General features: G+C 41.8%; 22 protein-coding genes. 6 read left to right on the top strand and 16 right to left on the bottom strand.

What is annotated here, in order from left to right; translation table 11 throughout:
* Positions 1-287 precede the first annotated feature (287 nt).
* Entirely contained in the window at positions 288-728 is a 441-nt protein-coding gene (locus tag MK395_RS07745) for a LytTR family DNA-binding domain-containing protein (protein ID WP_268711615.1), read from the top strand.
* Positions 725-1,183, top strand: a complete 459-nt coding sequence (locus MK395_RS07750) for a DUF3021 domain-containing protein (protein WP_216728619.1) — start codon at positions 725-727, stop codon at positions 1,181-1,183. The genes MK395_RS07745 and MK395_RS07750 overlap by 4 nt, the downstream gene beginning before the upstream one ends.
* A 41-nt stretch (positions 1,184-1,224) precedes the next feature.
* Here the strand turns inward: MK395_RS07750 and mutS are convergent, their stop codons facing one another.
* Together mutS and argR are read right to left on the bottom strand one after the other, a co-directional pair.
* On the bottom strand, positions 1,225-3,759 hold the full coding sequence (gene mutS / locus MK395_RS07755) for a DNA mismatch repair protein MutS (protein WP_268711616.1): 2,535 nt from the start codon (positions 3,757-3,759) through the stop codon (positions 1,225-1,227).
* 50 nt (positions 3,760-3,809) lie between these two features.
* Positions 3,810-4,256, bottom strand: a complete 447-nt coding sequence (gene argR, locus MK395_RS07760) for an arginine repressor (RefSeq protein WP_001231483.1) — start codon at positions 4,254-4,256, stop codon at positions 3,810-3,812.
* 154 nt (positions 4,257-4,410) lie between these two features.
* On the opposite strand from argR, the gene argS reads away from it, so the two are divergent.
* The 3 genes from argS to MK395_RS07775 all read left to right on the top strand — a co-directional run bounded on the left by argS (position 4,411) and on the right by MK395_RS07775 (position 8,362).
* Complete coding sequence (argS, locus tag MK395_RS07765) at positions 4,411-6,102, top strand: arginine--tRNA ligase (RefSeq protein ID WP_268711617.1); 1,692 nt, start codon at positions 4,411-4,413, stop codon at positions 6,100-6,102.
* Between the two features lie 553 nt (positions 6,103-6,655).
* Positions 6,656-6,901 (top strand): hypothetical protein, encoded by a 246-nt coding sequence (locus tag MK395_RS07770; RefSeq protein ID WP_000084865.1) that lies wholly within the window; start codon positions 6,656-6,658, stop codon positions 6,899-6,901.
* 198 nt (positions 6,902-7,099) lie between these two features.
* The gene (locus MK395_RS07775; protein ID WP_049478945.1) at positions 7,100-8,362 is read left to right on the top strand and encodes an NRAMP family divalent metal transporter; all 1,263 of its coding nucleotides are present in this window, start codon (positions 7,100-7,102) and stop codon (positions 8,360-8,362) included.
* Positions 8,363-8,443: 81 nt separating this feature from the next.
* Here MK395_RS07775 and nrdI read toward each other — a convergent pair whose 3' ends face one another.
* From nrdI to MK395_RS07800, 5 genes are all read right to left on the bottom strand, one after another.
* A complete protein-coding gene (gene nrdI, locus MK395_RS07780) occupies positions 8,444-8,914 on the bottom strand; it encodes a class Ib ribonucleoside-diphosphate reductase assembly flavoprotein NrdI (RefSeq protein ID WP_268711618.1) in 471 nt (156 codons plus the stop codon).
* Between the two features lie 76 nt (positions 8,915-8,990).
* Positions 8,991-9,524 carry an ABC transporter permease gene (locus tag MK395_RS07785; protein WP_268711619.1) on the bottom strand — a complete coding sequence of 178 codons (534 nt, stop codon included), beginning with the start codon at positions 9,522-9,524 and terminating at the stop codon, positions 8,991-8,993.
* Between the two features lie 58 nt (positions 9,525-9,582).
* A complete protein-coding gene (locus tag MK395_RS07790) occupies positions 9,583-10,869 on the bottom strand; it encodes a response regulator transcription factor (protein ID WP_247929913.1) in 1,287 nt (428 codons plus the stop codon).
* A gap of 11 nt (positions 10,870-10,880) precedes the next feature.
* Complete coding sequence (locus MK395_RS07795; protein WP_095726321.1) at positions 10,881-12,551, bottom strand: sensor histidine kinase; 1,671 nt, start codon at positions 12,549-12,551, stop codon at positions 10,881-10,883.
* Positions 12,529-13,143, bottom strand: coding sequence for a YesL family protein (locus MK395_RS07800; protein WP_076984266.1), 615 nt, complete (start codon positions 13,141-13,143; stop codon positions 12,529-12,531). The genes MK395_RS07795 and MK395_RS07800 overlap by 23 nt, the downstream gene beginning before the upstream one ends.
* 133 nt (positions 13,144-13,276) lie before the next feature.
* Here MK395_RS07800 and MK395_RS07805 point away from each other — a divergent pair, with 133 nt between their 5' ends.
* The gene (locus tag MK395_RS07805; protein WP_268711620.1) at positions 13,277-13,846 is read left to right on the top strand and encodes an MptD family putative ECF transporter S component; all 570 of its coding nucleotides are present in this window, start codon (positions 13,277-13,279) and stop codon (positions 13,844-13,846) included.
* 174 nt (positions 13,847-14,020) lie between these two features.
* Here the strand turns inward: MK395_RS07805 and dltD are convergent, their stop codons facing one another.
* The 9 genes from dltD to MK395_RS07850 form a co-directional block, all read right to left on the bottom strand.
* Positions 14,021-15,193, bottom strand: a complete 1,173-nt coding sequence (gene dltD, locus MK395_RS07810; RefSeq protein ID WP_268711621.1) for a D-alanyl-lipoteichoic acid biosynthesis protein DltD — start codon at positions 15,191-15,193, stop codon at positions 14,021-14,023.
* 47 nt (positions 15,194-15,240) lie between these two features.
* Positions 15,241-16,395 carry a D-alanyl-lipoteichoic acid biosynthesis protein DltB gene (gene dltB / locus MK395_RS07815; RefSeq protein ID WP_049520540.1) on the bottom strand — a complete coding sequence of 385 codons (1,155 nt, stop codon included), beginning with the start codon at positions 16,393-16,395 and terminating at the stop codon, positions 15,241-15,243.
* A gap of 158 nt (positions 16,396-16,553) precedes the next feature.
* Entirely contained in the window at positions 16,554-17,246 is a 693-nt protein-coding gene (locus tag MK395_RS07820) for a methionine ABC transporter permease (RefSeq protein WP_000137507.1), read from the bottom strand.
* 1 nt (position 17,247) lies between these two features.
* A complete protein-coding gene (locus MK395_RS07825; protein WP_061588581.1) occupies positions 17,248-18,309 on the bottom strand; it encodes a methionine ABC transporter ATP-binding protein in 1,062 nt (353 codons plus the stop codon).
* Positions 18,302-19,675: a M20 family metallopeptidase gene (locus MK395_RS07830; RefSeq protein ID WP_268711622.1), complete on the bottom strand. Its 1,374-nt coding sequence runs from the start codon at positions 19,673-19,675 to the stop codon at positions 18,302-18,304. The genes MK395_RS07825 and MK395_RS07830 overlap by 8 nt, the downstream gene beginning before the upstream one ends.
* A gap of 118 nt (positions 19,676-19,793) precedes the next feature.
* Positions 19,794-20,648 (bottom strand): MetQ/NlpA family ABC transporter substrate-binding protein, encoded by an 855-nt coding sequence (locus tag MK395_RS07835; RefSeq protein ID WP_268711623.1) that lies wholly within the window; start codon positions 20,646-20,648, stop codon positions 19,794-19,796.
* A gap of 154 nt (positions 20,649-20,802) precedes the next feature.
* Positions 20,803-21,645, bottom strand: a complete 843-nt coding sequence (locus MK395_RS07840) for an amino acid ABC transporter substrate-binding protein (RefSeq protein WP_268711624.1) — start codon at positions 21,643-21,645, stop codon at positions 20,803-20,805.
* A 102-nt stretch (positions 21,646-21,747) separates the two neighbouring features.
* Positions 21,748-22,071, bottom strand: coding sequence for an AzlD domain-containing protein (locus MK395_RS07845; RefSeq protein WP_000253946.1), 324 nt, complete (start codon positions 22,069-22,071; stop codon positions 21,748-21,750).
* Positions 22,061-22,756: an AzlC family ABC transporter permease gene (locus MK395_RS07850; RefSeq protein WP_000659740.1), complete on the bottom strand. Its 696-nt coding sequence runs from the start codon at positions 22,754-22,756 to the stop codon at positions 22,061-22,063. Before MK395_RS07850 ends, MK395_RS07845 begins: the two co-directional genes overlap by 11 nt.
* Positions 22,757-22,787 lie beyond the last annotated feature (31 nt).

The following is a 22,787-nucleotide window of genomic DNA, read 5'->3' on the forward strand; positions in this document are numbered from 1 at the left end:
TCCTAGAAATTGATTAGTGCTATTATACCATATTTCAGATGTTACCAGAAAAAGCAAATGCCACATAGACGCTAAATCTGTCCACATAGGCAAAAGCTCTTGCCATGGGTCGTAAAATAGTGGTATACTCAATAAAAATCAAAGAGCAAACTAGAAAGCTAGGCGCAGACAGTACTTTAGTACGGCAAGACGACGCTGACGTGGTTTGAATTTGATTTTTGAAGAGTATTAATAAAGGTGTACAAGAAGTGAGATTAACCTTGTATAACTGAAAAGGAGGGAAATTTATGAAAGTAGAACTACAGATTAAGGAGACTTACGAGGAGGAAAAGCTGATTGTCCAAGCACCTCAGCCGACCGAAAAAGTCCAGAAAGTCATCGAATTCGCTGAAAATCTTGACCAAAAAGAAACAATCAAAGGAAAGATTGAAGATCAGGTCTATCTAGTTAAGATTTGTAAGATACAACGCTTCTATATCGAGAATCGCAAGGTTCTAGCAGAAACTGCCAGTCAGACCTACAGCATTGATTTGCGACTCTATCAGGTTCTTGAAATTCTGCCGACCACTTTTATCCAAATTTCCCAATCTGAAATCGTCAATATCGACTCCATCTCTCATCTCAAGCTCACGCCCAACGGTCTGGTTGAAATCTTTCTAAAAAATGAAAGCTTCACCTACTCTTCACGCCGCTACCTAAAAACCATCAAGGAGAAATTAGAACTATGAAAAAACAAATCTTTCACGATGCAGCCGACGGTGTACTCATCGGCCTCATCCTCTCTATCCTCTTTTCACTCATTTATGCCCCAAATACCTATGCTCCACTTAGTCCCGAGTCTCTTATCGGCCAAGTGATGACTCAACATCAGGTTCACGGTGCCCTAGTCTTGCTCTACTGCATGATCATCTGGTCAGCTATCGGCGTTCTCTTTAGTTTTGGCAGTCGCTTATTCAGCCGTGACTGGAGCCTGCTCCGTGCCACACTTTCCCACTTCTTCCTCATGCTGGCTGGCTTTGTTCCACTAGCAACTCTGGCTGGTTGGTTCCCCTTCCACTGGACCTTCTATCTCCAGCTCATTCCAGAGTTTGCGATCGTCTACCTCATCATCTGGGTCATTCTCTATAAAAGAGAAGCAAAAAAAGTAGACCACATCAATCAACTCTTGGCTCATAAAAAGTAATAGAGAAAAATCCCACTCACAAAAATGTGAGTGGGCTCTTTTTATAACTTTTGTTTGAGCTCAACCAAGACATTCATAGCCTGCATCGGTGTCATATTGTAAACATCCAGTTTAGCTAATTCTGCTAGGATAGGATGCTCTGCAGGGGTATCAAAGAGTGACATCTGTTCAGTAACAGCACTTGTTTCTCTCATTGGAGCAGGACTTTCCGTCCCTTGATTCTCCAGTTGAGTCAATATCTTATCCGCCCTTGATAAAAGTTCTGCTGGTAAGCCAGCAATCTTAGCAACGTGGATACCGTAGGATTTGTCAGCTGGTCCTGGTTCGATCTTGTGAAGGAAGGTAACCTGCCCATCCTGCTCCAAGGTCGCCACATGGACATTGACCAAGTTTTTTAAGCTGGACTCCAGACTGGTCAACTCATGGTAGTGGGTCGCAAAGAGGGTTTTGGCTCCGATATGTTCATGAATGTATTCGATGATGGACTGGGCAAGAGCCATCCCATCATAAGTCGCAGTTCCTCGACCTAACTCATCAAAGAGAATCAAGGAATTCTTGGTCGCATGCGAAATGGCATTGTTAGCCTCCATCATCTCCACCATGAAGGTTGATTGACCTGAAACCAAGTCATCTGCTGCTCCGATACGGGTAAAGATAGCATCGAAAATCGGCAAATGGGCGCTTTCTGCCGGCACATAAGAACCCAGCTGGGCCATAACCGCTGTCATAGCTAACTGGCGCATGTAGGTAGACTTCCCGCTCATGTTGGGCCCTGTAATCAATTGAATGCTGGTATCTTCTGACATCTGGATGCTGTTTGGAATATAGGTCTGAGCTCCCATGACCTTTTCGACAACAGCATGGCGCCCTTTCTGGATATCTATTTGTGAATCCTCTCCAAACTCAGGTCGAATCAAATGCTGGGTTTCAGCCACAACTGCGAGACTTTGCAAGACATCAACGGTCGCAATTCCTTGGGCTAGAACCTGCAAACGCTGGATGTACTTGCTGACTTCCTCTCGGATACGCATAAAGATTTCGTACTCTAGGTTAGCTGACTTCTCACGCGCCTCCAGCATATCTCCCTCGATACGAGCCAATTCCTCAGTTCCAAAGCGTTCCGAGTTTTTCAGCGTTGCCTTGCGGAAAAAGTGGGCTGGCACATTTCCCAGTTGCGAATTAGTCACATGGAAATAGTAACCATCTTTTTTATTGTAGTCGATCTTGAGCGTACTGATGCCAGAGTTTTCTCTCTCCTTAGCCTCAATCTCAGCAATCCAGCTAGTCCCTTCTCTGAGCACACGACGGTACTTGTCTAAGGTCTCATCAAATCCCGTACGGATAATGCCACCTTCCGTAATCACGTGAGGAGCTTCAGGAGCAATCGCAGCACTAATCAAGCTCTCCAACTCCGGAATGGCATCCAGCTGTGCGATGAGATAGGCTAGAGCAGGCTGCTCCATGCCTTCTAAAATCGCTCGAATCCGTGGCACACTAGATAAGGTGGTCGCCAGTTGCAAGAGATCCTTGGGATTGGTCTTGCCAAAAGAAACCCGACTAGCCAAACGTTCGATGTCATAAACACCCTTGAGACTGTCTGTCAAATCATTGCGCTCAAAGAAGTGGTAAAGAAAGACCTGCACCACGTCTTGACGTTGGACGATTCGCTCCTTATCAATCAAGGGACGATGAATCCAAGAACGCAAGAGACGCATACCCATAGCCGTTTTGGTTTCATCCAAAAGCCAGAAAAGACTCCCTTGCTTCTTACCTGAACGGGCATTCTCAACCAAATCCAAACTAGCCTTGGTCGCATAGTCCATCTGCAAGAAATCTTTGATTTCATAGCGGATAACTGGTTTGAGATGGTTCAATTCTCGCATCTGGGTACGGTGAACATACTGGAGCAGCTTACTAGCTGCCGCTTGCTCCACAGCTGCCAGTCGTGGATCCAGTAAATGAATATCCTCAAAGCCTTCCTTCTCATAAGAAAGCACCAGATTCATCTGACGGCTGAAAATTTGTTCTTCTTCCTCAGACAAGTCATAACCCAGCACCACTTCACGAGCCTTGAGGTTACGGATTTCCCCACAAACCAACGTGAAATCCAATAGCCCCGTCACATAGAAATCACCTGTCACCAAATCCATATAAGCCAAACCAAACTGACTGCCATCACAATCTAAGGCAACCAAGAAATTATTCTGACTATCCGGCTTACTGCTATCAATGACCGTTCCAGGTGTGATGACCTGGACCACCTCTCGCTTGACAACACCAACCGCTTGTTTGGGATCTTCCATCTGTTCGGCTATAGCAACTTTATAACCCTGTTCAATCAGAACATCGATATACTGCTGGGCAGAATGATAGGGGACACCCGCCATGGGTATCGGATTTTCTGCATTTTTATTCCGACTTGTTAAGGAAATTTCTAAAATTTGCGCTGCATTAATTGCATCTTCATAGAACAACTCGTAAAAATCACCCATCCGAAAAAGCAAAAAAGCATCTGGGTATTGTTTTTTAATATCCACATACTGTTGCATGCCGGGTGATAGCTTTTCTGTTGCCATTTTCCGTCTCTCCTTGCTAAAAATAAGTCTTGAGAGCAACTCCCAAGACCTTATTTATCTTTCATCAAATCTAGCAAACGATCTTCCATCAGTTTGGCAACGTGCTGGTCTCGACAAATAACCAATAAGGTATTAGCACCAGCAACCGTTCCTAAAATCCATTCATCCTTGTTTGCATCTACAATGTTTGCTAAGACTGCAGCTTCCCCAAGTTTTGTATGAAGTACCAAGGTGAATTCTGCTCTTGCAACTCCTTCTAAATGATGAGACAAAAACTCAACCAAATCAATCTTATCTGTCTCATTTGCTAGTACATAATACACCATATCATTTTTCTTAACCTTGGTCAAGCCGATTTCACGCAAATCACGTGACAAAGTCGTTTGTGTCACATAAACATTACGAGCTTCTAAACGATCTTGAATCTCTTTTTGTGTCCCAAGTTTTTCTTCGGTGATCATCTTTTTAATCAATTGATGCCGTTCTCTTTTTCTCATATTATCCTCTTAAGTGAATATTTATAACAAGTTTTACATTTATTTTATAACTACATTATACCAAAAAAAATAGATAATTCAAAAAAATTCTTTTCTTTCTCAAAAAATGTAGTAAATTGTGTTAAAATAGTAAAAAAGCCCAAAAGGAGCCCTTATGAATACAAAAGAATTGATTGCTAGTGAGTTGGCTAGCGTCATTGATAGCCTGGATCAAGAGGCTATTTTAAATTTACTGGAAACACCTAAAAACTCAGAAATGGGAGACATCGCCTTCCCTGCCTTTTCTCTAGCAAAGGTCGAGCGTAAAGCTCCTCAAATGATTGCAGCAGATATTGCTGAAAAAATCAATAGTCAAGCCTTTGAAAAGGTTGTTGCTACTGGACCTTACGTCAACTTTTTCCTCGATAAATCTGCTATTTCGGCTCAGGTATTACAGGATGTTATCACTGAAAAAGAGCACTATGCCGACCAAACCATTGGCAAGCAAGAAAATATCGTTATCGACATGTCTAGTCCTAATATCGCAAAACCATTCTCTATTGGGCACTTGCGTTCAACGGTTATCGGAGATAGCTTGTCACATATTTTCCAAAAGATCGGCTATCAAACGGTCAAGGTCAACCATTTGGGAGACTGGGGTAAACAGTTTGGAATGTTGATCGTTGCCTACAAGAAATGGGGAAATGAGGAAGCCGTTAAAGCGCATCCAATCGATGAACTTCTTAAACTCTACGTTCGCATCAATGCTGAAGCTGAAAAAGATCCTAGCTTGGATGAAGAAGCACGCGAATGGTTCCGCAAACTGGAAAATGGAGATGAGGAAGCCCTCGCTCTCTGGCAATGGTTCCGTGATGAAAGTTTAGTGGAATTCAACCGTCTTTACAATGAATTGCAAGTTGAATTTGACAGCTACAACGGAGAAGCCTTCTACAATGATAAGATGGATGCTGTTGTAGACATTCTCGCTGAAAAAGGACTTCTTGTTGAGTCAGAAGGGGCTCAAGTTGTCAATCTTGAGAAATATGGAATTGAACATCCAGCCCTTATCAAAAAATCTGATGGTGCAACTCTCTATATCACACGTGACTTGGCTGCAGCCCTCTACCGTAAAAAGGAATACCAATTTGCAAAATCCATCTATGTTGTTGGTCAAGAGCAATCTGCCCACTTCAAACAACTCAAGGCAGTACTACAAGAGATGGGCTACGATTGGAGCCAAGACATTGTCCATGTTCCGTTTGGATTGGTAACAAAAGAAGGGAAAAAACTCTCTACTCGTAAAGGAAATGTCATCTTGCTAGAACCGACTATCGCTGAGGCTGTTAGTCGTGCCAAGGCCCAAATCGAGGCGAAAAATCCTGAGTTAGAAAATAAAGACCAGGTTGCCCACGCTGTTGGAGTTGGGGCTATCAAGTTCTATGATCTTAAGACCGACCGTACAAATGGATATGACTTCGACCTTGAAGCTATGGTATCCTTTGAAGGAGAAACTGGACCTTACGTTCAATACGCCTACGCTCGTATCCAATCTATCTTGCGCAAAGCCGATTTCAAACCAGATGCAGCTGGCAACTACAGCTTGAACGATGCTGAAAGCTGGGAAATCATTAAGCTACTCCAGGACTTTCCACGTATTATCAATCGTGCAGCAGATAACTTTGAACCTTCTATCATTGCGAAATTTGCGATTAGTTTGGCTCAAGCATTTAACAAATATTATGCACATACACGTATCCTAGATGAAAGTCCTGAGCGCGACAGTCGTCTGGCCCTCAGCTACGCAACCGCAGTCGTCCTCAAAGAAGCTCTTCGTTTGCTCGGAGTAGAAGCGCCGGAGAAGATGTAAATCGCCAAAGTTACTTGATTGCAGAGCAATCTAAGTAACTAACGCCAAATCCTATTCGGACTTTGGCTAGGCGCTTCACTAGTCATGGTCCCTAAATATAATCGATTTAGAGCCCATGACGTCGTAACCAGTACGAATTGCCTAAACGCTTCACTAATTCACCTAACCAAATAATATCGATTTGGTTAGGCTCATGTCGTAATCTTTTAATCACTTTATTGTAAAGCAATCTAATACTCAATGAAAATCAAAGAGCAAACTAGGAAGCTAGCCGCTTATATGCGGACTAGCTAACTGCTTCACTAGTCATGGCCCCTAAATATAATCGATTTAGAACCCATGACGTCGTAACTATGGTGATTTGGCTTGGTGCTTCACTAATTTACCAAACCAAATAATATCAATTTAGTTTAGGTTCTAATCTTTTAGATTACTTGAAAGCAATCTGAAAGATTGAGGCAAAATAACATTTATATTTTGTTCGGCCTTGTAGCTGTTCAATGAAATAATTTATTCACTTTTACTATTTCTTTATCACACTGGGAGATTCCTTATGAGCCAATATGCTTATATCCTCGTTGTACTTAGCTTGGTTTTCCTTTTTCTGCTCAATAAGTACGAGAAGGAAAGACTTCAAAGACTCTACCAAGAGCAACTCTTGAAGGACGAGACATTTAGGTCTGACATCAAAGAGAAAATTCACACGACTGAAAATATCAATGATGTCATTGCACATATCAATAAAACTTACCATCTGGGAATGTTGCTCTCAAAAGACGTCACAGATCAATTGAAATAATCAAAATCCGAGAAGCTTTCTTCTCGGATTTTTTAGGCTTACCATATTTTCCTTGGAGAAATTTCATTAACGCATGTAAAGTTTTCTGTAATTTTCTATATTTTTTCAAACTGGCCTTGCATTTCTTTTAAGTTTTTTTGTAGAATAGTAGCTATCTATTCAGATTATTCTGAAAATTCAAAAATAGGAGCGTTTATTATGTCACAAGTTACGTTATCAAACCAGTCAACCTGGGCAAGCAAACTTAAGGCAATGGGACCAGGAATCCTAATGGCTTCTGCCGCCGTTGGAGGCTCTCACATTGTATCCTCTACTCAAGCTGGTGGTTCTTATGGTTGGTCTCTACTCCTCTTGGTTATCTTGGCCCATGTCTTTAAATATCCATTTTTCCGTTTTGGTGCCGAATATACTGCTGACACTGGTAAAACCTTGGTCGAAGGCTACGCCGAAAAAGGGAAACTCTATCTCTGGATTTTCTTTGTCCTCAATGTCTTCTCTGCCATGGTCAACACAGCTGGAGTCGCTATCCTTTGCTCTGCCATCATCGCTAGCGCCTTCCCAATGATCGGTCTCAGCATCACTCAATGGTCCCTTATCCTTGTTGCAGTCATTTGGGCCATGCTACTCTTTGGTGGCTACAAACTATTGGATGGTATGACAAAATGGATCATGTCCGCTTTGACCATTGCAACTGTTCTTGCAGTTATTATTGCGGCAATTAAGCATCCAGAATACAGCTCTGATTTTGTCGAAAAGACACCCTGGCAAATGGCGGCCCTCCCTTTTATCGTTTCCCTCTTAGGATGGATGCCTGCCCCTATTGAAATCTCGGCCATCAATTCACTCTGGTCTGCTGAAAAGAAAAAGACCGTCAACTTTAATACAGCGGACGCACTTTTTGACTTTAACGTTGGTTACATTGGAACTGCTATCCTAGCCGTATTCTTCGTGGCACTAGGAGCACTTATTCAGTATCCTACAGGACAGGCAGTTGAAGCCGCTTCAGCTAAGTACATTTCTCAATTTGTTGGTATGTATGCCTCTGTTCTTGGAGAATGGTCCCGTTATTTGATCACCTTTATCGCCTTTCTCTGTATCTTTGGAACGGTCATCACCGTTATCGATGGCTACTCTCGTGTCAATCAGGAATCGCTGCGACTCTTGATTCGTCAAAAAGAGGATTCTCGCAAATCTTTGAACATCTGGATGACCATTACCGCTATCATTGGTATCGTAATTATTAAATTCTTTGCTGGTCAAGTTTCTACCATGCTTCGCTTTGCCATGATCGGTTCTTTCCTGACAACACCATTCTTCGCTCTTTTGAACTATGTATTGGTGACACGTGAGAATAAAAATCTTCCTTCTTGGCTAAAACTCCTCGCTATCGCAGGATTGATTTTCCTCTTTGGCTTTGCTATTTTCTTTATCTATGCACTTGCCATCGGAAAAGCAGGATAGTTTATAAAATGGCACCCTTACGGGGTGCTTTTTGTATACGCGAAAAGCAGTTGAAAATCTCAACTGCCCTTCAGTACTACTTTATTTTTCTGTTTCTAACTCATACAAATCTGCAATGATCGCTGCGACCTTTTTAATATCTCCCAGCATCCCACGCATTTCAAAGTCTGCTAGGACCGGGAAGCCAAAGCGCTGGCTATACTGCTTGGCTGTCAGACAGTATTGATTGTTAAAATTGCGATTACCAGATCCCACCACCCCAAAACACTTACTGGCATTGTCTCCATAGGCGATAAAATCACCCACTGGAGTCGTTAGGATCTCAACATCGCCGTTATCGACACCATTTCCACCTTCTAGATAGGTTGGTAAAAAGGCGACATAGGGGTGATCCATCTCAAAGAAATCTTTCCCTTCCTTGACCAAATCCTTGATATGGATTTTTTGGACCTCAATTCCCTCATACTGAGACAAGAGATAGTCCTTGAGTCGGGTTACAAAACTCTCTGTATTCCCGCTCAAACTGATATAAACTAAGGATATTTTTTTCATATTGACCTCGATTTTTATTTTTGGATATTAAAAGAACTACCAAGATTGTAACTTGATAGTTCTCTTTTGTCAATACTTAGGCAACTTCTTCTGCTTCGACTTCTTCGGCCAAATCTTTTTGTTGGCGCCACATCTTGTAAAAGACTAAGGCTAAAAAGAGGACATTAATGATGATAAACAAAATATTCGTTCCTTGTGCTAATGCTCCCATTCCTAGGCCGAGGGTAGAATCTTTGATTAATTGAACCGCATCTTGAACGTTCATATAGCTATAAACCAAACCAACAATCGCTAGTAGAACATAGCCAATATAAGCATAGTTTGCGAATTGCACATTTTTACGTAGGAGAAATACAAAAGCTACTACAACTAAAATTGCAGATAAAACAATCAACAACATATTAAAAATAGAGTGCGATGACGCTGTTACTTGGTAAGTATAGTTGACTGCGTCTTCTAATTGCTGAGCAGTAAGCGTCCCGCTATTCGCCAGGCTAGCACGAAGCACATCTTTACTTGGCAATGGACTCAAGATTCCAAATAATGACATAGATGAAATGAGGGCTGATAGGACTAACAAGACCCAAAGATAAATAGGATTCTTTTTCATGTTTTCCTCCATAAGATATTTTGAACATTATAGCATTTTTTGTACAGGAATACAACTTTTACAAGCTGGTTTCAACTTGTTTCCGATAAGCTTTCGGTGATTTTCCGCACAATTTACGGAAAACCTTGTAGAAATATCCAACATTACTATAGCCAACTGCATAGCAAATATCTTCGATGCTATCACTGGTCGACAGTAAGAGTTGCTGCGCTGCCTTAATTCGCTGTTTATTGAGCAATTCCGCAAAAGTCGAGTTGGTTTCCCTCTTAATCAACTGACCGAGATAGACAGGATTGATAAAGAGATCCTTGCTGATGTCCTTAAGTGAGAGCTCTTTCTGATAATCACGCCCAATCACCTCCAGCACGCTCACCACATTTTCATTCATGCGGTACTGGCCAAAGAACTTGGTCAAGGTTTCTTTGATATAGGCAACCAATTCTTCAAAGGTGTTAATGGCATGGATAGCTTTGACTATCTCGGTCATATCATCTGCTTTTAGGTGTTCAAACAAATGAAAGACATCCATGACAAACTGAGTGAAGAGCTGCTTCGTGATGGCCACGCGCGGGGTATTTTCCAAGACGACCTTCTCTAGCAGGGTTAATTCTTCGATGATTTGATTGATATTCCCTTGGATAATCACCCGATAAATCGGCTCGTAATAAGCAAACAAACTCTCGGATTTTTCTAGATTAACTGAACCGTAGAAGAGGGCTTTTTCAGCGTTGATCTTCCAATTCTCAAAGGACTGCTGGTAGGGTGCTTCAAATGGTGTCACGATGATGCCATCGAGCTGTTGATCAGAGATGAAAATCTGCCAGTCTTGCCCCAAAACATAGTAAGGAATTGTGAAAGAACCTTGTTTTTCCTTGGAAAGACCTATCCACCAGTTATCTTTACCTGCTAAGAAGTTGACAAAGCCTTCTTCATCCAATTCTTGGCTAAGAGTCTGGCTTTGCTCCACCTTTTCCTGAAGTTGGCTCGCAATTTTTTCTAATAAATTGCCCAACTCCACCTTGTCTACTGGCTTGACCAGATAATCCACGACACTAAGGTTCATGGCTTTTTTAACGTACTCAAACTCCTGATAACCAGACAGCAAGATATAATAGGTATCTGGAAGTAGCTCTTTCATTTCCCTAATCATCTCAAGTCCGGTCTTATCTGGCATGTTGACATCGGAAATGACCACATCTACTGGATTTTTCTTAATATAGTCCAAAGCATCATCTGCGTGATTAGCTGTTGCGACGACTTGCATATCCCATTTTTCAAAGGGGATTAATCGCTTGAGCCCCTCTGTCACCATGTACTCATCGTCTACTAATAAAACTTTATACATTTCTACCCTTTCTATTCATCCTGGATGATGATATGGTAACGAACACCTTCTTGCTCAGCTGACTCTACACTGATTTGGTAGCGATCCCCAAAGTAGAGAACAAAGCGTTCGTGTACATTTACTATTCCAATTGATTGCCGCTCCCCACTATAACTTGCCTCGTGTTCAAAACTTCTCTGAGCTAATTTTTCTTGCAAGCTAGCTAGTTTCTCAGCGGACATTCCCCGACCATTGTCTTCCACTAGGATTTCAACGAAGCCTTGGCCCTTCAAGGCTTTGATACTGATGACATTATCCGTTCTGCGATGGTCAACACCATGGGCAAAGTAGTTTTCTACTAATGGTTGGAGGGTAAATTTTGGAATCCTCATTTCTTCCAATTCTGGTGCAATCTTGAAACCATAGGCAATGGATTTAGGATAACGCACCATACAGAGATAGCTATATTTTCGGCAAAATTCCAACTCCTGCTTCAAGGTCGTTTCCCGCTCGTCGGAGATATTATTGCGTAACAAGCTGCTAAATTCATAGATAATATCTGCCAGTTCATCCTGACTTTGCATGACGGCATACATCCGTAAAAACTCTAGAGTATTGTACATAAAGTGAGGATTGATTTGAGCCTGCAGGGCTCGCATATTGGCATCTTTTTGGCTGAGCTCTAGCTGATAGATATCATGGATATTTTTTTCCAGGCGATCCAACATATCATTAGTTGTTTCTGCAATGAGAAGCAACTCTTGGTCTTTTTCAGAGGTATCAATTCGAAGGCCTTCTTCCCCTTGAGCAATCACCTCGATCGAATCTACTAGGTCTACGACCTGCTTTTGATAATTTGAAAAAGTCTGTCTAAGAGTCACGTACAAAATAATGATAAAGAGAATACTTAGCCCAATAATGACAGCTGAACTCGTCAAAGTTCCTGTAAGAACAAAATTTTTAGGAACAGCAACTCGAACCTGATAACCGTGAGAGGTGACACCTACAAACCAGTTTTCTCGCTCGGCTGAGACCTTCTCCCCAATATGGAACATCTCAGTCTCAAAAGGCGAAGTTACTGTTACAGCCATTGGGATATGGCCTCGAGTATTGTCAATAGCGCCATGTAAAACATCTGGGGATAGGGAGATATAGATCACTCCTAAATCCTTGTCAGACACAGGATCAGAAACAGGAATGGCAAAACTATTGGCTGTTGGCTTAAAATCCTCCGCAGGAACTTTCTCTCCACTGCGTTTTTCTCTAGTCGAAACATATACTTCCTTGTAGTCCTGAAGAACAATAGCCACTCCAGTCACAAAATCATTCCGAACATAGAGGTCATCAATATTTTCATACAGGGAAACCGAGATATAAGGTGAAGTTTTACGCTCTAATTGCCAATAGAAGTAGTCTGGTGTGCTGAGACTGAAATACTTGTAAATCCCTTCGATGCGGGCCTGATTTTCAACCAAAGACTGAGCAAGTCGGGTTGACTCTCTGTGATAGTATTCCACTTCACTCACTGTCCGAGTGGTCACACGTTCTGCAACCCGTTGGGCCTCTTTCTCACGCGAGTCCCAGTCAGCATACGATAGCATAATCGCAAAACTGGCAATGACCACGATCATAACCAAACTATAAATCCGTAAAAGAGAGTGAATCCAAAACTGCTTCATTCTATTTTGTCGCCAATTTTTCATGGATACTTTCATAAATAGGTTCCAACATATCACTGATAAAGAAATGCCACATTCCAATTCCTACAAAAAAGAGCAAGGCAGGCATATAATAACCAACTCCTACAAGGAGAGCGGACCCGAGTAAAACCTTGGCAATCGCAGGTAGGCTCATAAAAATCCCGATAAGGGACAGTTTCAAGGTATTTTGGTAGGATAAATCAAAGTACACCTGAAGTTTCAAGGAAACAGTGTAGGCTAGAAAGACAAGAGCAACTACAAGGACGTTGAGAAAGGTCGCCAAAAGGTGGAAAATCGTCTGGTGGGGCAATTGAACTAGAAGATACAAACCATAAACTAGGACAAGATCAACAAACACAAAACTATAGAAAGCCAGATTGCTCTTGACAAAATTACTCTTATACAATTCCCAAGCTTCCTTCAAATGGTAGGCTCGATAGGTATAACCATGCTCCGCATACAAACTCATCAGGGTAGCACTAGCTGGGGCCAAACCAAAGATCACTCCTCCTGCTAGTGTTAATAGCCAGAAATAAGCCGTCGCAATCATTCCCAAAAAGATACGATTAAAGACGAATTCTAGAAACTTTCCCATGCTACTCTCCTTAAACTAACGATGTAACTATTATATCATATTTCAAGCGTTTTCAAAAATATAGAACTCCCATTTACAATCCTCAAAAAGCGTGATACAATTGGTTTTGTTAATTCGCATCAAGGAGATTCTCATGAAGAAAAATATCTTAACCACCCTCTTAGCTGTCGTCCTCTATTTCCTCTGTGTAGGGATTGGAGTCTTCCTAGGACACCTGGTCGACCAAACAGGCAATATGTTCTACGCACCTGCCTTTGCTGCCCTTGTCGGTGGCAGTGTCTACATGCTTCTTTTGACGAAGGTCCCTCGTTTTGGCGCTATCACCACTCTAGGACTTTTTATGGCACTTTTCTTCCTAGCGAGCAAACATGGCGCTGGTGCCTTTCTCCCAGGACTCGTCTGTGGTCTTGCAGCAGATGCCATCGCTCGTCTCGGCAGCTACAAAGACCAAATCAAAAACACCCTCTCCTTCCTCGTCTTTGCTTTTAGCACAAGTGGCCCTATCTTCCTCATGTGGATCCGTCCCAAAGCTTACGTGGCTACCTTACTTGCGCGTGGGAAATCCCAAGAATACATTGACCGTATCATGGTCGCTCCAGAGTTGGACAAAATCCTTCTCTTTGTTTCGAGCATCCTCGTAGGTGCCTTGATTGGGGCTTTGGTTGGGCAATTTCTAAGTCAAAAAATAGCTGATAAACTATAAGATAAAAGCCCTGAAGACTAGCTATGCCTAGTTCCAGGGCCTTTTTGTATACAATCTTAGAATTCACTATAGATAAATTCTTGAATATTCGAAAAATCGGTCACAAAACAGTAAATCACGATGCTCAAGATAACCGTATAGAAAAAAAGTGTCCACAAGATTAATCGATGAGTGTTAGTTAGCTTGGTTTGCAAATTTATAAAGTTCTTTTTCAACTTCCATCCATCCTTTCACTCCAACGTGCATCACGTCAAATAAAAAGTAATTATCATACTCTCTGTTTCCATAGTTTAGTACAGTTGCACCATGGCTTTTTGCGACATCTTCTATTTTTTTATAAGTTTTTTCTCGCATCTCTCTTGAGATACCCGTATAGTCATTCCATTTCCCGTTTACTGGGAAAATAATGACCTCAACTTCAATGCCCAATTCCTTGGCAACTGTCAAGAAGAGTTCCATATCTGAATACTCTGGTGACTCTAGGTAACTCAAATCTTTATTGGAATCTTTCAGTGATGCATAGCGGTCTTTTAAGTAAGTATTGTAGTAATTATTATCAACAGCATAGTCATTATTGTCTGTTTTCTTTTTGACCTCTTCCACAAACCGATCCGTCATTTTTTCCCAATCATAGTCTGGGGTTTTGTCTCCTAGTGAAGGATAATCTGATTTCTCATGATTTTCATAAAATTTTCGTTTGAGCTTAAAGGAATACATCGCGTTATCTAACTCTAATAGTTTTTTTTCAACAATAGTTCCTTTTCCATCTATGAAATAACTTTTGTATTTTTTGTAGATGTCATTTTGTTGCTTGTTTCCCTTGGTAATCTCGATAATGCGATTGATCAGTTTCTCTTTCGTTTCCTTACTAATCTTGTCATTATCTAGCATGTGGAAAATATGTTCCTGAGAAGCCTTGTTCAAAAAGGCATCTTGATGGGTCCCATCTTTTTCAAACCACTGAACCGACTCTACTATAGCTACTTTTCGCTTACTCATAGATCCTTCAATAGAGCCCAAGGTCGTAGCCTGAATGATGTTTTGAGAATAACTAGTCCCAATCTGCATGATATTAAAATCGTTGTAGTTAAAAATTTTATTTGGATGATAGTCTTCATTTATCGTTGCAACCAACTCTGAAGAACCCATTAGAACCAGTGTATTGGGAGTGATATTGCTTGTTAGAATATCTCTACTTTTATACTTTTCATACGAGGTGCTATAACGAATACTGTTATCCTTGACTTTATAATAATCATCAATCTTCTTGACATAGGTCACATTTAAAAGGGCAAGCGTCGCAATTACGAGCACAAGCGATAGTAAAAATGCTTTTAATTTAATCATCTCGTTTTATCCTATCCCTTCAATCTGGCAGACTTCTTTTCAATCTCTTATCTCTTTAAAATCGTCAGTAAGATTTTATAGGGTTCACCTGAAAAGATAAAGAAACCAACCATAACCAAATTCATGGTCACAAACCAACTTAGTAGCTTATACCAGTTTTTGTTTTTATTTTTCTTATAAAAATTGCTTTTCTTTTGATACACTTCAAATCCAGCCATCAAGACACCATGGTAAAAACCATAGACAATGTAACTAACACTAAGACCATGCCAAAAACCCATGACCAACATATTGACCATATAGGCATAGGTTGCATTGTGTAGTCTATTTTTAAACCATTTTTTCCTGATAACCTGCATCAATACTCTTGAAAATACAAAATCTCTCAACCAGGTCGACAAGGTGATATGCCATCTGGTCCAGAAATCCTTGATATCAACACTCAAGAAAGGTTTGTTAAAGTTCATCGGTGTCTGAATACCTAGAATGTTACTACTTCCAACGGCCATTAGACTATAGCCTGCAAAGTCGAAGAACAGATACAAGGTATAGAGGTACATATACTTAATTGAGTAGACGACTGTACCCGTATTGCTTAGAGTGAGTAACATCTGGTAAACATAGGTTGATAAAACAACCTTGTAAAGAAGGCCTAGAACAATACGATACACACCGTCCCCTGCTAACTCTAGATACTCTTTTCGAGGCATGACCTCGTTTATCTCTTTTAAAAATCTCCTACTCCGATCAATCGGACCAGCACTAACTGTTGGGAAAAAGAGTAAAAACTGTAGATAATCTTTTACACTGACTTTTTCTTTGATCAAGCCATCCGATATCTCTAACATGATCTGAATGGTCTTAAAGGACATGTAAGAAATTCCAATAAAGGCCAACAAATGCAGAGAAGTCAGGGCAAAGACTTTATTGATTACTAAAGGAAGAATGGAAAGGAAAACCAGTGGTTTCAGCCGCTTTGCCTCTATCCTCTGTGCTAGAAAAACCAGAAAATATTGATAAACGACAAAGGCAAGCAAATAGACCATCATCGCTCGACTCTTACCATAGATAGCTCCTGCAAATAAGAGGGAGAGCACCAAAATATAGTAGTCCTTACGTTTTTCAAAAAAGTTTACCACAAAACCAATCAGTAAAACTACAAACAAGAGAAGGAAAAACTCATTCCCCTCGAAATAATTCATACCAGTCAAACTCCTTTACATTATCATCCCTTCTACAGCAAACTTTTTGATTTGCTAATTGAGGACCTTTATTTATTATAGCATATTTCTAAAAAGAAGCTTTATCCTTCTTGCATTTCGGTGAGAAAACAAAAAGGAGTCCCTTTGAACTCCTTCCATTATTTATGACTTAATTTCTTGGTCAAGAAATCTCCCAAGAACTGGATTGTAAAGATAATCAAGATGATAATGATGGTTGCCAAGATGGTCACATCGTGATTGTAACGGTTAAATCCATAGGCAATGGCCACATTACCGATACCACCAGCTCCAACTGCCCCGGCCATAGCTGTTTCTCCAACAAGGGAAATCAAGGTCACAGTCGTCACACGAATCAAATCTGGAAGACCTTCTGATAGGTAAACACCCACGATATCCCAGAAGGTCGCTCCGCTCGCTTGAGCCGCCTCAATGACACCGCCATCCAGCTCAGCCAAGACAACCTGCACCTGACGGGCAAAGAAGGCAAAGACTGCAAATGAAAGTGGCACAAGGGCTGCATTTGGACCGATACTAGTCTTGACGATCAAGTGAGAAAGTGGCGACATGATTGCCAAGAGGATGATGAAAGGAACCGCACGGAAAATAGAGGTAATCTTGTCTAAAATCCAAAAGATAACCTTATTTTCCAAGACACCACCTGGCGCTGTCAAGACGAGGAAAAGACCTGCTACCAACCCCAAGAACCCTCCGATGATGAAGGAAAGAACTGTCATATAAAGAGTTAGGTAGATGGCTGTTCCCCAGCCTGCCTGACCAGCCCAGCCCATCTTATAGACATTTGGTAGATAAGTTTGAATCAACTCTGTCATCTTACTGTCCTCCCTTCAATACTTTTAACTGCACACCAGCCTGACGAATGGCATCTTGAGCACCTACTAGCGCTGCTTTTTCACCTGACAAGACCACCACCAATTCTCCAACAGGAGTGCCATCGAGAATTTCGATATTTCCATAGAGGATATTGGCCGTTACTTGGTAACGCTTGTACAATTCATTCAAAAGTGGTTCGTCTGTCGAAGCCCCTGCATACTTGAGCTGCACTAAAATACTATTCTCAGATAAATGTTCTACGATTTCTTGCTTCTCAATCTTAACCATGGCTTCGTCAATACCTGTTGCAGTAGAGATGAAGTCTTGGGTCAAAGGTTGTTTAGGGTCTGAGAAGATTTCAAGGACACTACCCTCTTCAATCAAACGGCCATCCTGCATGACCGCCACACGGTTAGCAATATCTTTGACAATCTGCATTTCATGCGTAATCAAGACAACAGTCAAGCCTAATTTTTGGTTCAAATCTTGCAACAAGGCCAAAATCTGCTTGGTTGTCTTAGGGTCAAGGGCAGAAGTTGACTCATCTGAAATCAAGATTTTTGGATCATTGGCCAAGGCACGCGCAATAGCCACACGCTGTTTTTGCCCTCCTGATAGTTGTGAAGGGTAGTTTTCAGCACGATCCGCCAAGCCAACCAAGTCCAACAACTTGGCTACTTTAGCTTTCTTTTCTTCCTTGCTGAGTCCAGAATGTTTAAGGGCAAAGGCCACATTCTCCTCGGCCGTTTTCTGGCTCATAAGATTAAAGTGTTGGAAAATCATCCCGATATCTTGACGTTTCCGACGTAACTGCTCCGCCGTCAAAGTGACCTTACCATCAAAAATCACATCGTCATCAATGGTAATTTTCCCTGCAGATGGTTTTTGCAAGAGGTTAATCACCCGTACAAGGGTTGATTTCCCTGCTCCAGAATATCCAACAATTCCGTAGATATCCCCTTCTTGGATGTGAATGGTCACATCCTTGACCGCTGTGATGGTTCTCTTCTTTTGGTGAAAAGTCACATCAATCTGATCTAACTTGATAATATCTCTACTCATAGCTTCTAATCAGCTCCTCTACTAATTCAATATGGGTGTAGTAATCGGCGATTCGCACATTTTCATCTCCACCATGGTCTCGGCTATTGGCATTTCCTAGACCGAAGGCCACCATTGGTACCTCTAGGGCATCAAAGACCGTATGCATGGGCCCTGTCCCCGCTGTGGTCGGCAAGACTGAAACGCCCTGTGGATAGAATTTCTTGGCCAACTCGATCACATTGAGAATAGCTGGTGCGCTCATATCGCTTCGATAGCTCATCTCTCCCAGGGTATAGTATAATTCTACCTTATCAAAGCCATTTTTGTCTAGCTGTTTCCGAATTTTTTCCAGAACAGCATGCGGTTCTAGGCCAGGAACCAAACGAACCTCTAGCTTAGCACTGGCTTCTGCTGGCAAAATCGTTTTAACCCCTTGCCCTTGATAACCTGACTGAATCCCTTCGATATTAAGGGCTGGCTCGAAAAAGAACCGTTTTAGAAAGGCTGCACGATCCTCTTGTAAGAGAGGTAATTCCAAACCATAAATGCGACTAATTTCCTCTGGATTGCGTTGGGCGTAAGTATCCACCAAGGCTAGCTCTCGTTTATTTGGCTCTTGAACATCCTCGTACAGGCCTTCTACTAAGATACGTCCATCTGCTGCACGTAGGCTACTTAAGGCCTGGATAAGATACCATGGAGCTGACTCCACGACACCACCATAACTCGAGTGGATATCCACATCCGCACTCTTCACCTTAGCATCAAAGGTTACAATTCCCTTGTTTCCGCCAGAGATTTCCAGCTGTTCCAAGGCGTTCTTGGTTCCTTGTTCCCAGACTAGCAAGTCCGCTCCACGAAGTTTGTCTGCGTGTTTCTCTAAATACTTATCTAGATCCATGGAAGCAGACTCCTCTGCTCCCTCCATGATAAAGCTGATATTGACAGGCAGGTCATCATGGTGCTGCATATACTTTCTCAAAGCACTCAAACGAGCTGTGATGTGGCCTTTGTCGTCGTCAACCCCACGCCCATACATAAAGCCATTTCGCACAGAAAGGGCAAAAGGATCCTCTGTCCACACCTGGTCGCCATCCGCTGGCACGGTGTCATAGTGATTATAGAAGATCAAGGTCTTGGCATCCGGACGCGAACTCTTGAAATGCGCCATGACAAAGGGAGCCGTATAGCTCTCATCAATCTCCACTTCAGCCCCTACACGCTTGAAAATCTCACCCAGATAGTTTGCGACTTCCTTTAGTCCAACCTGCTGGGCAAAGACTGATTTCTTGGAAATTAAGGTGCGTAAGACTTCGAAATAATGTTGGGCCACATGATCCTTCTCAAATTTTTCAATCTGCTCTTGTTCGCTAGGAAAAACCATTTTCTCTCTCTTTCTACTACCTACTTGTGTCTTCAGAACGACCACAAGTGCCTCTTTAAAATCAACTCTCTATACAAAAGCAAGAGGTGGAAACTCTCTCCCACCTCCCTGTGTCTTATTACCAAACTGGTTGGTCCAAACCGTCTGATGTTTCTTCGATAACTTTTTTCACTTCATCAGTGTGGTAAGCTGCGATAATTTTCTTGATGGCATCAGCCTTAGGTGATGATTCCCAATCTTTTTTCGCAACAATGATGTTGTACCATTGTTTTGAGTTTTCATCAGCTTGTTCTTTGAAGAGTGCTTTCTTGTAGTCCAATTTTGCTTCTGTAACGAAGGTATTGTTTACAACGGCTGCATCAACTGATGACAATGAACGAGCTGTTTGGCTAGCGTCCAATTCAGTAATCTTCAAGTTCTTTGGATTTTCTGTGATGTTAGCAACTGTTGCAAGGGCAGTTCCAGAAACATCCAATTTGATCAAACCAGCTGATTGAAGCAAGTAAAGCGCACGGCTTTCGTTTGTTGCATCGTTTGGTACGGCGATTTCACCGTTATCTGGGATTTCTTCCACTTTAGTGTACTTGTTTTCTTCCCCATTTTTACCTGAGTAAAGGCGGATTGGTGAGATATAGGTATCTGCAATCGCTACAAGGTCTTTTCCGTTTTCTTTGTTCCAGTTGTTCAAGAAGTTGTAGTGTTGGAAAGCATTCAAGTCTACTTCGCCATCAGCAGTTGCCTTGTTTGGTTGTGAGTAATCAGTAAACTCTGTGAATTCCAATTTAATGCCATCTTTTTTAACCAATTCTTGGATTTTATCCCAACGTGCTTCTTCAGAACCACTACGGTTAACTGTTGCGATTTTGACAACTGTTTCGTTGTCTGCTTTCTTTTCTGAATTTCCGCAAGCTGCAAGAGTCAAACCTGCGACTGTAGCAAGAGCTGCTACACCGAACCATTTTTTAATTTTCATGATTCTATCTCCTTTAAAAATAATACCGTAATAGTATCTCATACTTTATTTGATTTAGCAAATTGTTATTAGATAGGCAGACATATAGTTTGAAACTATATACCTAAAAATTGAGAAATCATCCGCCTTTCTCAGACTGGATGATTTCATACGACTATTTAATATCAGCTTCTGCTGGGAGGTAAGTGTCCCCGAAGAACTGTTTAGACAATTTTTCAAGAGTTCCGTCTTTGTAGAGTTCTTGGATACGTTTGTCTACAAATGATTTCAACTCATCTTGACCTTTAGCAAGAAGTGGGTAAACGTAAGGTTGTTGGTCGCTTGGAAGTTCAATGACTTTCAAGTTGTCCAAACCTTGGTTCTTGATAACTGTTTCAACACCGATTTTATCAAAAATCTTGTAGTCAAACTGACCATCGCTCAAACGAGACATGATTTGTTGGAAATCAGCCTTTGTATAGTTAAGGATAGTTGGATTGTCCGCATGCTCTGTGTTATATGCTTCCAATTGTTTAGCTGAGGTTGTTCCTTGAACGACTTCAGTAGATTTTCCACCGATATCATCAAGAGACTTGATGCTAGTGTCGTCCTTCTTCACAACAAGAACGTTAGGGTTTTTCGCAGTTGGCGCTGCGTAGAGGTATTTCTCTGCACGTTCTTTGGTATAACTGAGGTTGTTAACGGCCATTTGGTAACGATCGCTATCAAGTCCTGGGAAAATCCCTGACCACTCTGTCTTTTCAAACTTGACAGTATACTTGTCTGAGTCTTTAAAGATAGCACGAACAAGCTCAATCTCGTAACCAGTCAATTCACCATTTTCTTCATAGATAAATGGTTTTGGTGAGCCGTTAGTTGCTACAACGATTTCTTTCTTAGCACTTGTTGCATCACCTGATGCCGCATCTTTCTTCTCACCACCTGAGCAAGCTGCTAGTACACCTGCGGCAACAAGTCCTAGAGCAGCAAGAGATGAATATTTGACGATTTTTTTCATGTCATTTCCTCCAAAATAGAATACTTTACTATCTTAACAGAAAATATTTTTTTTTGCCATTATATGATATCTATCTCGGTGATAGGTTTTTTTTATGGCTGACTAAAAGACCAGGCGCAAGACTGCAATCAAGACTACTCCAAAAAGAACCGTACCCACTAGATTGCGGTAGCGAAAGGCTACCCAAGCCGTTGGAAAGACTGCTAAAAAGTCCAGCCATTTGATTTGAGGAAGACTGCCAACCTTGCCAGTCACTACGCTTGAAAGGATCAAGGCAAAGATAATGGAAACAGGCAAGAACTTCAAAAACCGCTCAACGATAGCTGGCAAGCCCTTATACTTGACCAAGATGAAGGGAATCATACGGGGAACCCAAGTCACTAGGCCTGAAAAGATAACGGCTAACAAAAGATATTTACTGACCATCTAAGACCACCCCCATGGTACAACCTAGCAAGGTCGCAAACAGGACAGCTAGCGACTGAGACACCACTGTCAAGAGCAAAAAGAAGGACACCGCAACAACGGCTAGGATCCGCAGCAGATTGCGGACAGGAACCCGTCTTTGCATAATCTGAAATTGTGAAGTAAAAATCCCGATAAACATCCCAACAAGGGCAAAATCCAAGCCAAAGACTTCAGGATTTGGAAGAAGGCCACCTAAAGCTGTCCCCGCAACTGTCCCAATAAACCAGGCTACATAACTATTGAGATTGTTCCCGTGCATCCACATAGGATGGACCTTGTCTGTATGGGCTAATTCTCCCATCAAAACCCCATAGGTCTCATCTGTCAGGAGACTGGACATACCGATATTTTGCCAGAGACTAGTATGACGGAAATAAGTCGATGCATGCAAGCTCAGCAAAAAGAGTCGCAAGTTGATCAAAAAGACAGTCATAGCAATAGCTGCCACAGGCGCTTGTACCGCAATCAGTGCCAACATGGCAAACTGGGCGCTCCCAGCATAAACAAAGAGGCTCATCAAGCCCATCTCAACAGGTGTCACATAGGGCGCACCGATAATCCCACAAGCCAGACCAATGCTGACATAGCCAAGAGCAGTCGGCATGGCCGCCTGTGCGCCTTCCCAAAATCCTTTTTCTTTCATCCTTCTCCTCATATTCTCTCCAATTGAGGCT

Origin of the sequence: Streptococcus oralis, from assembly GCF_026782085.1 — a bacterium.
In the GTDB taxonomy this organism is placed as follows: Bacteria; Bacillota; Bacilli; order Lactobacillales; family Streptococcaceae; genus Streptococcus; species Streptococcus oralis_DA.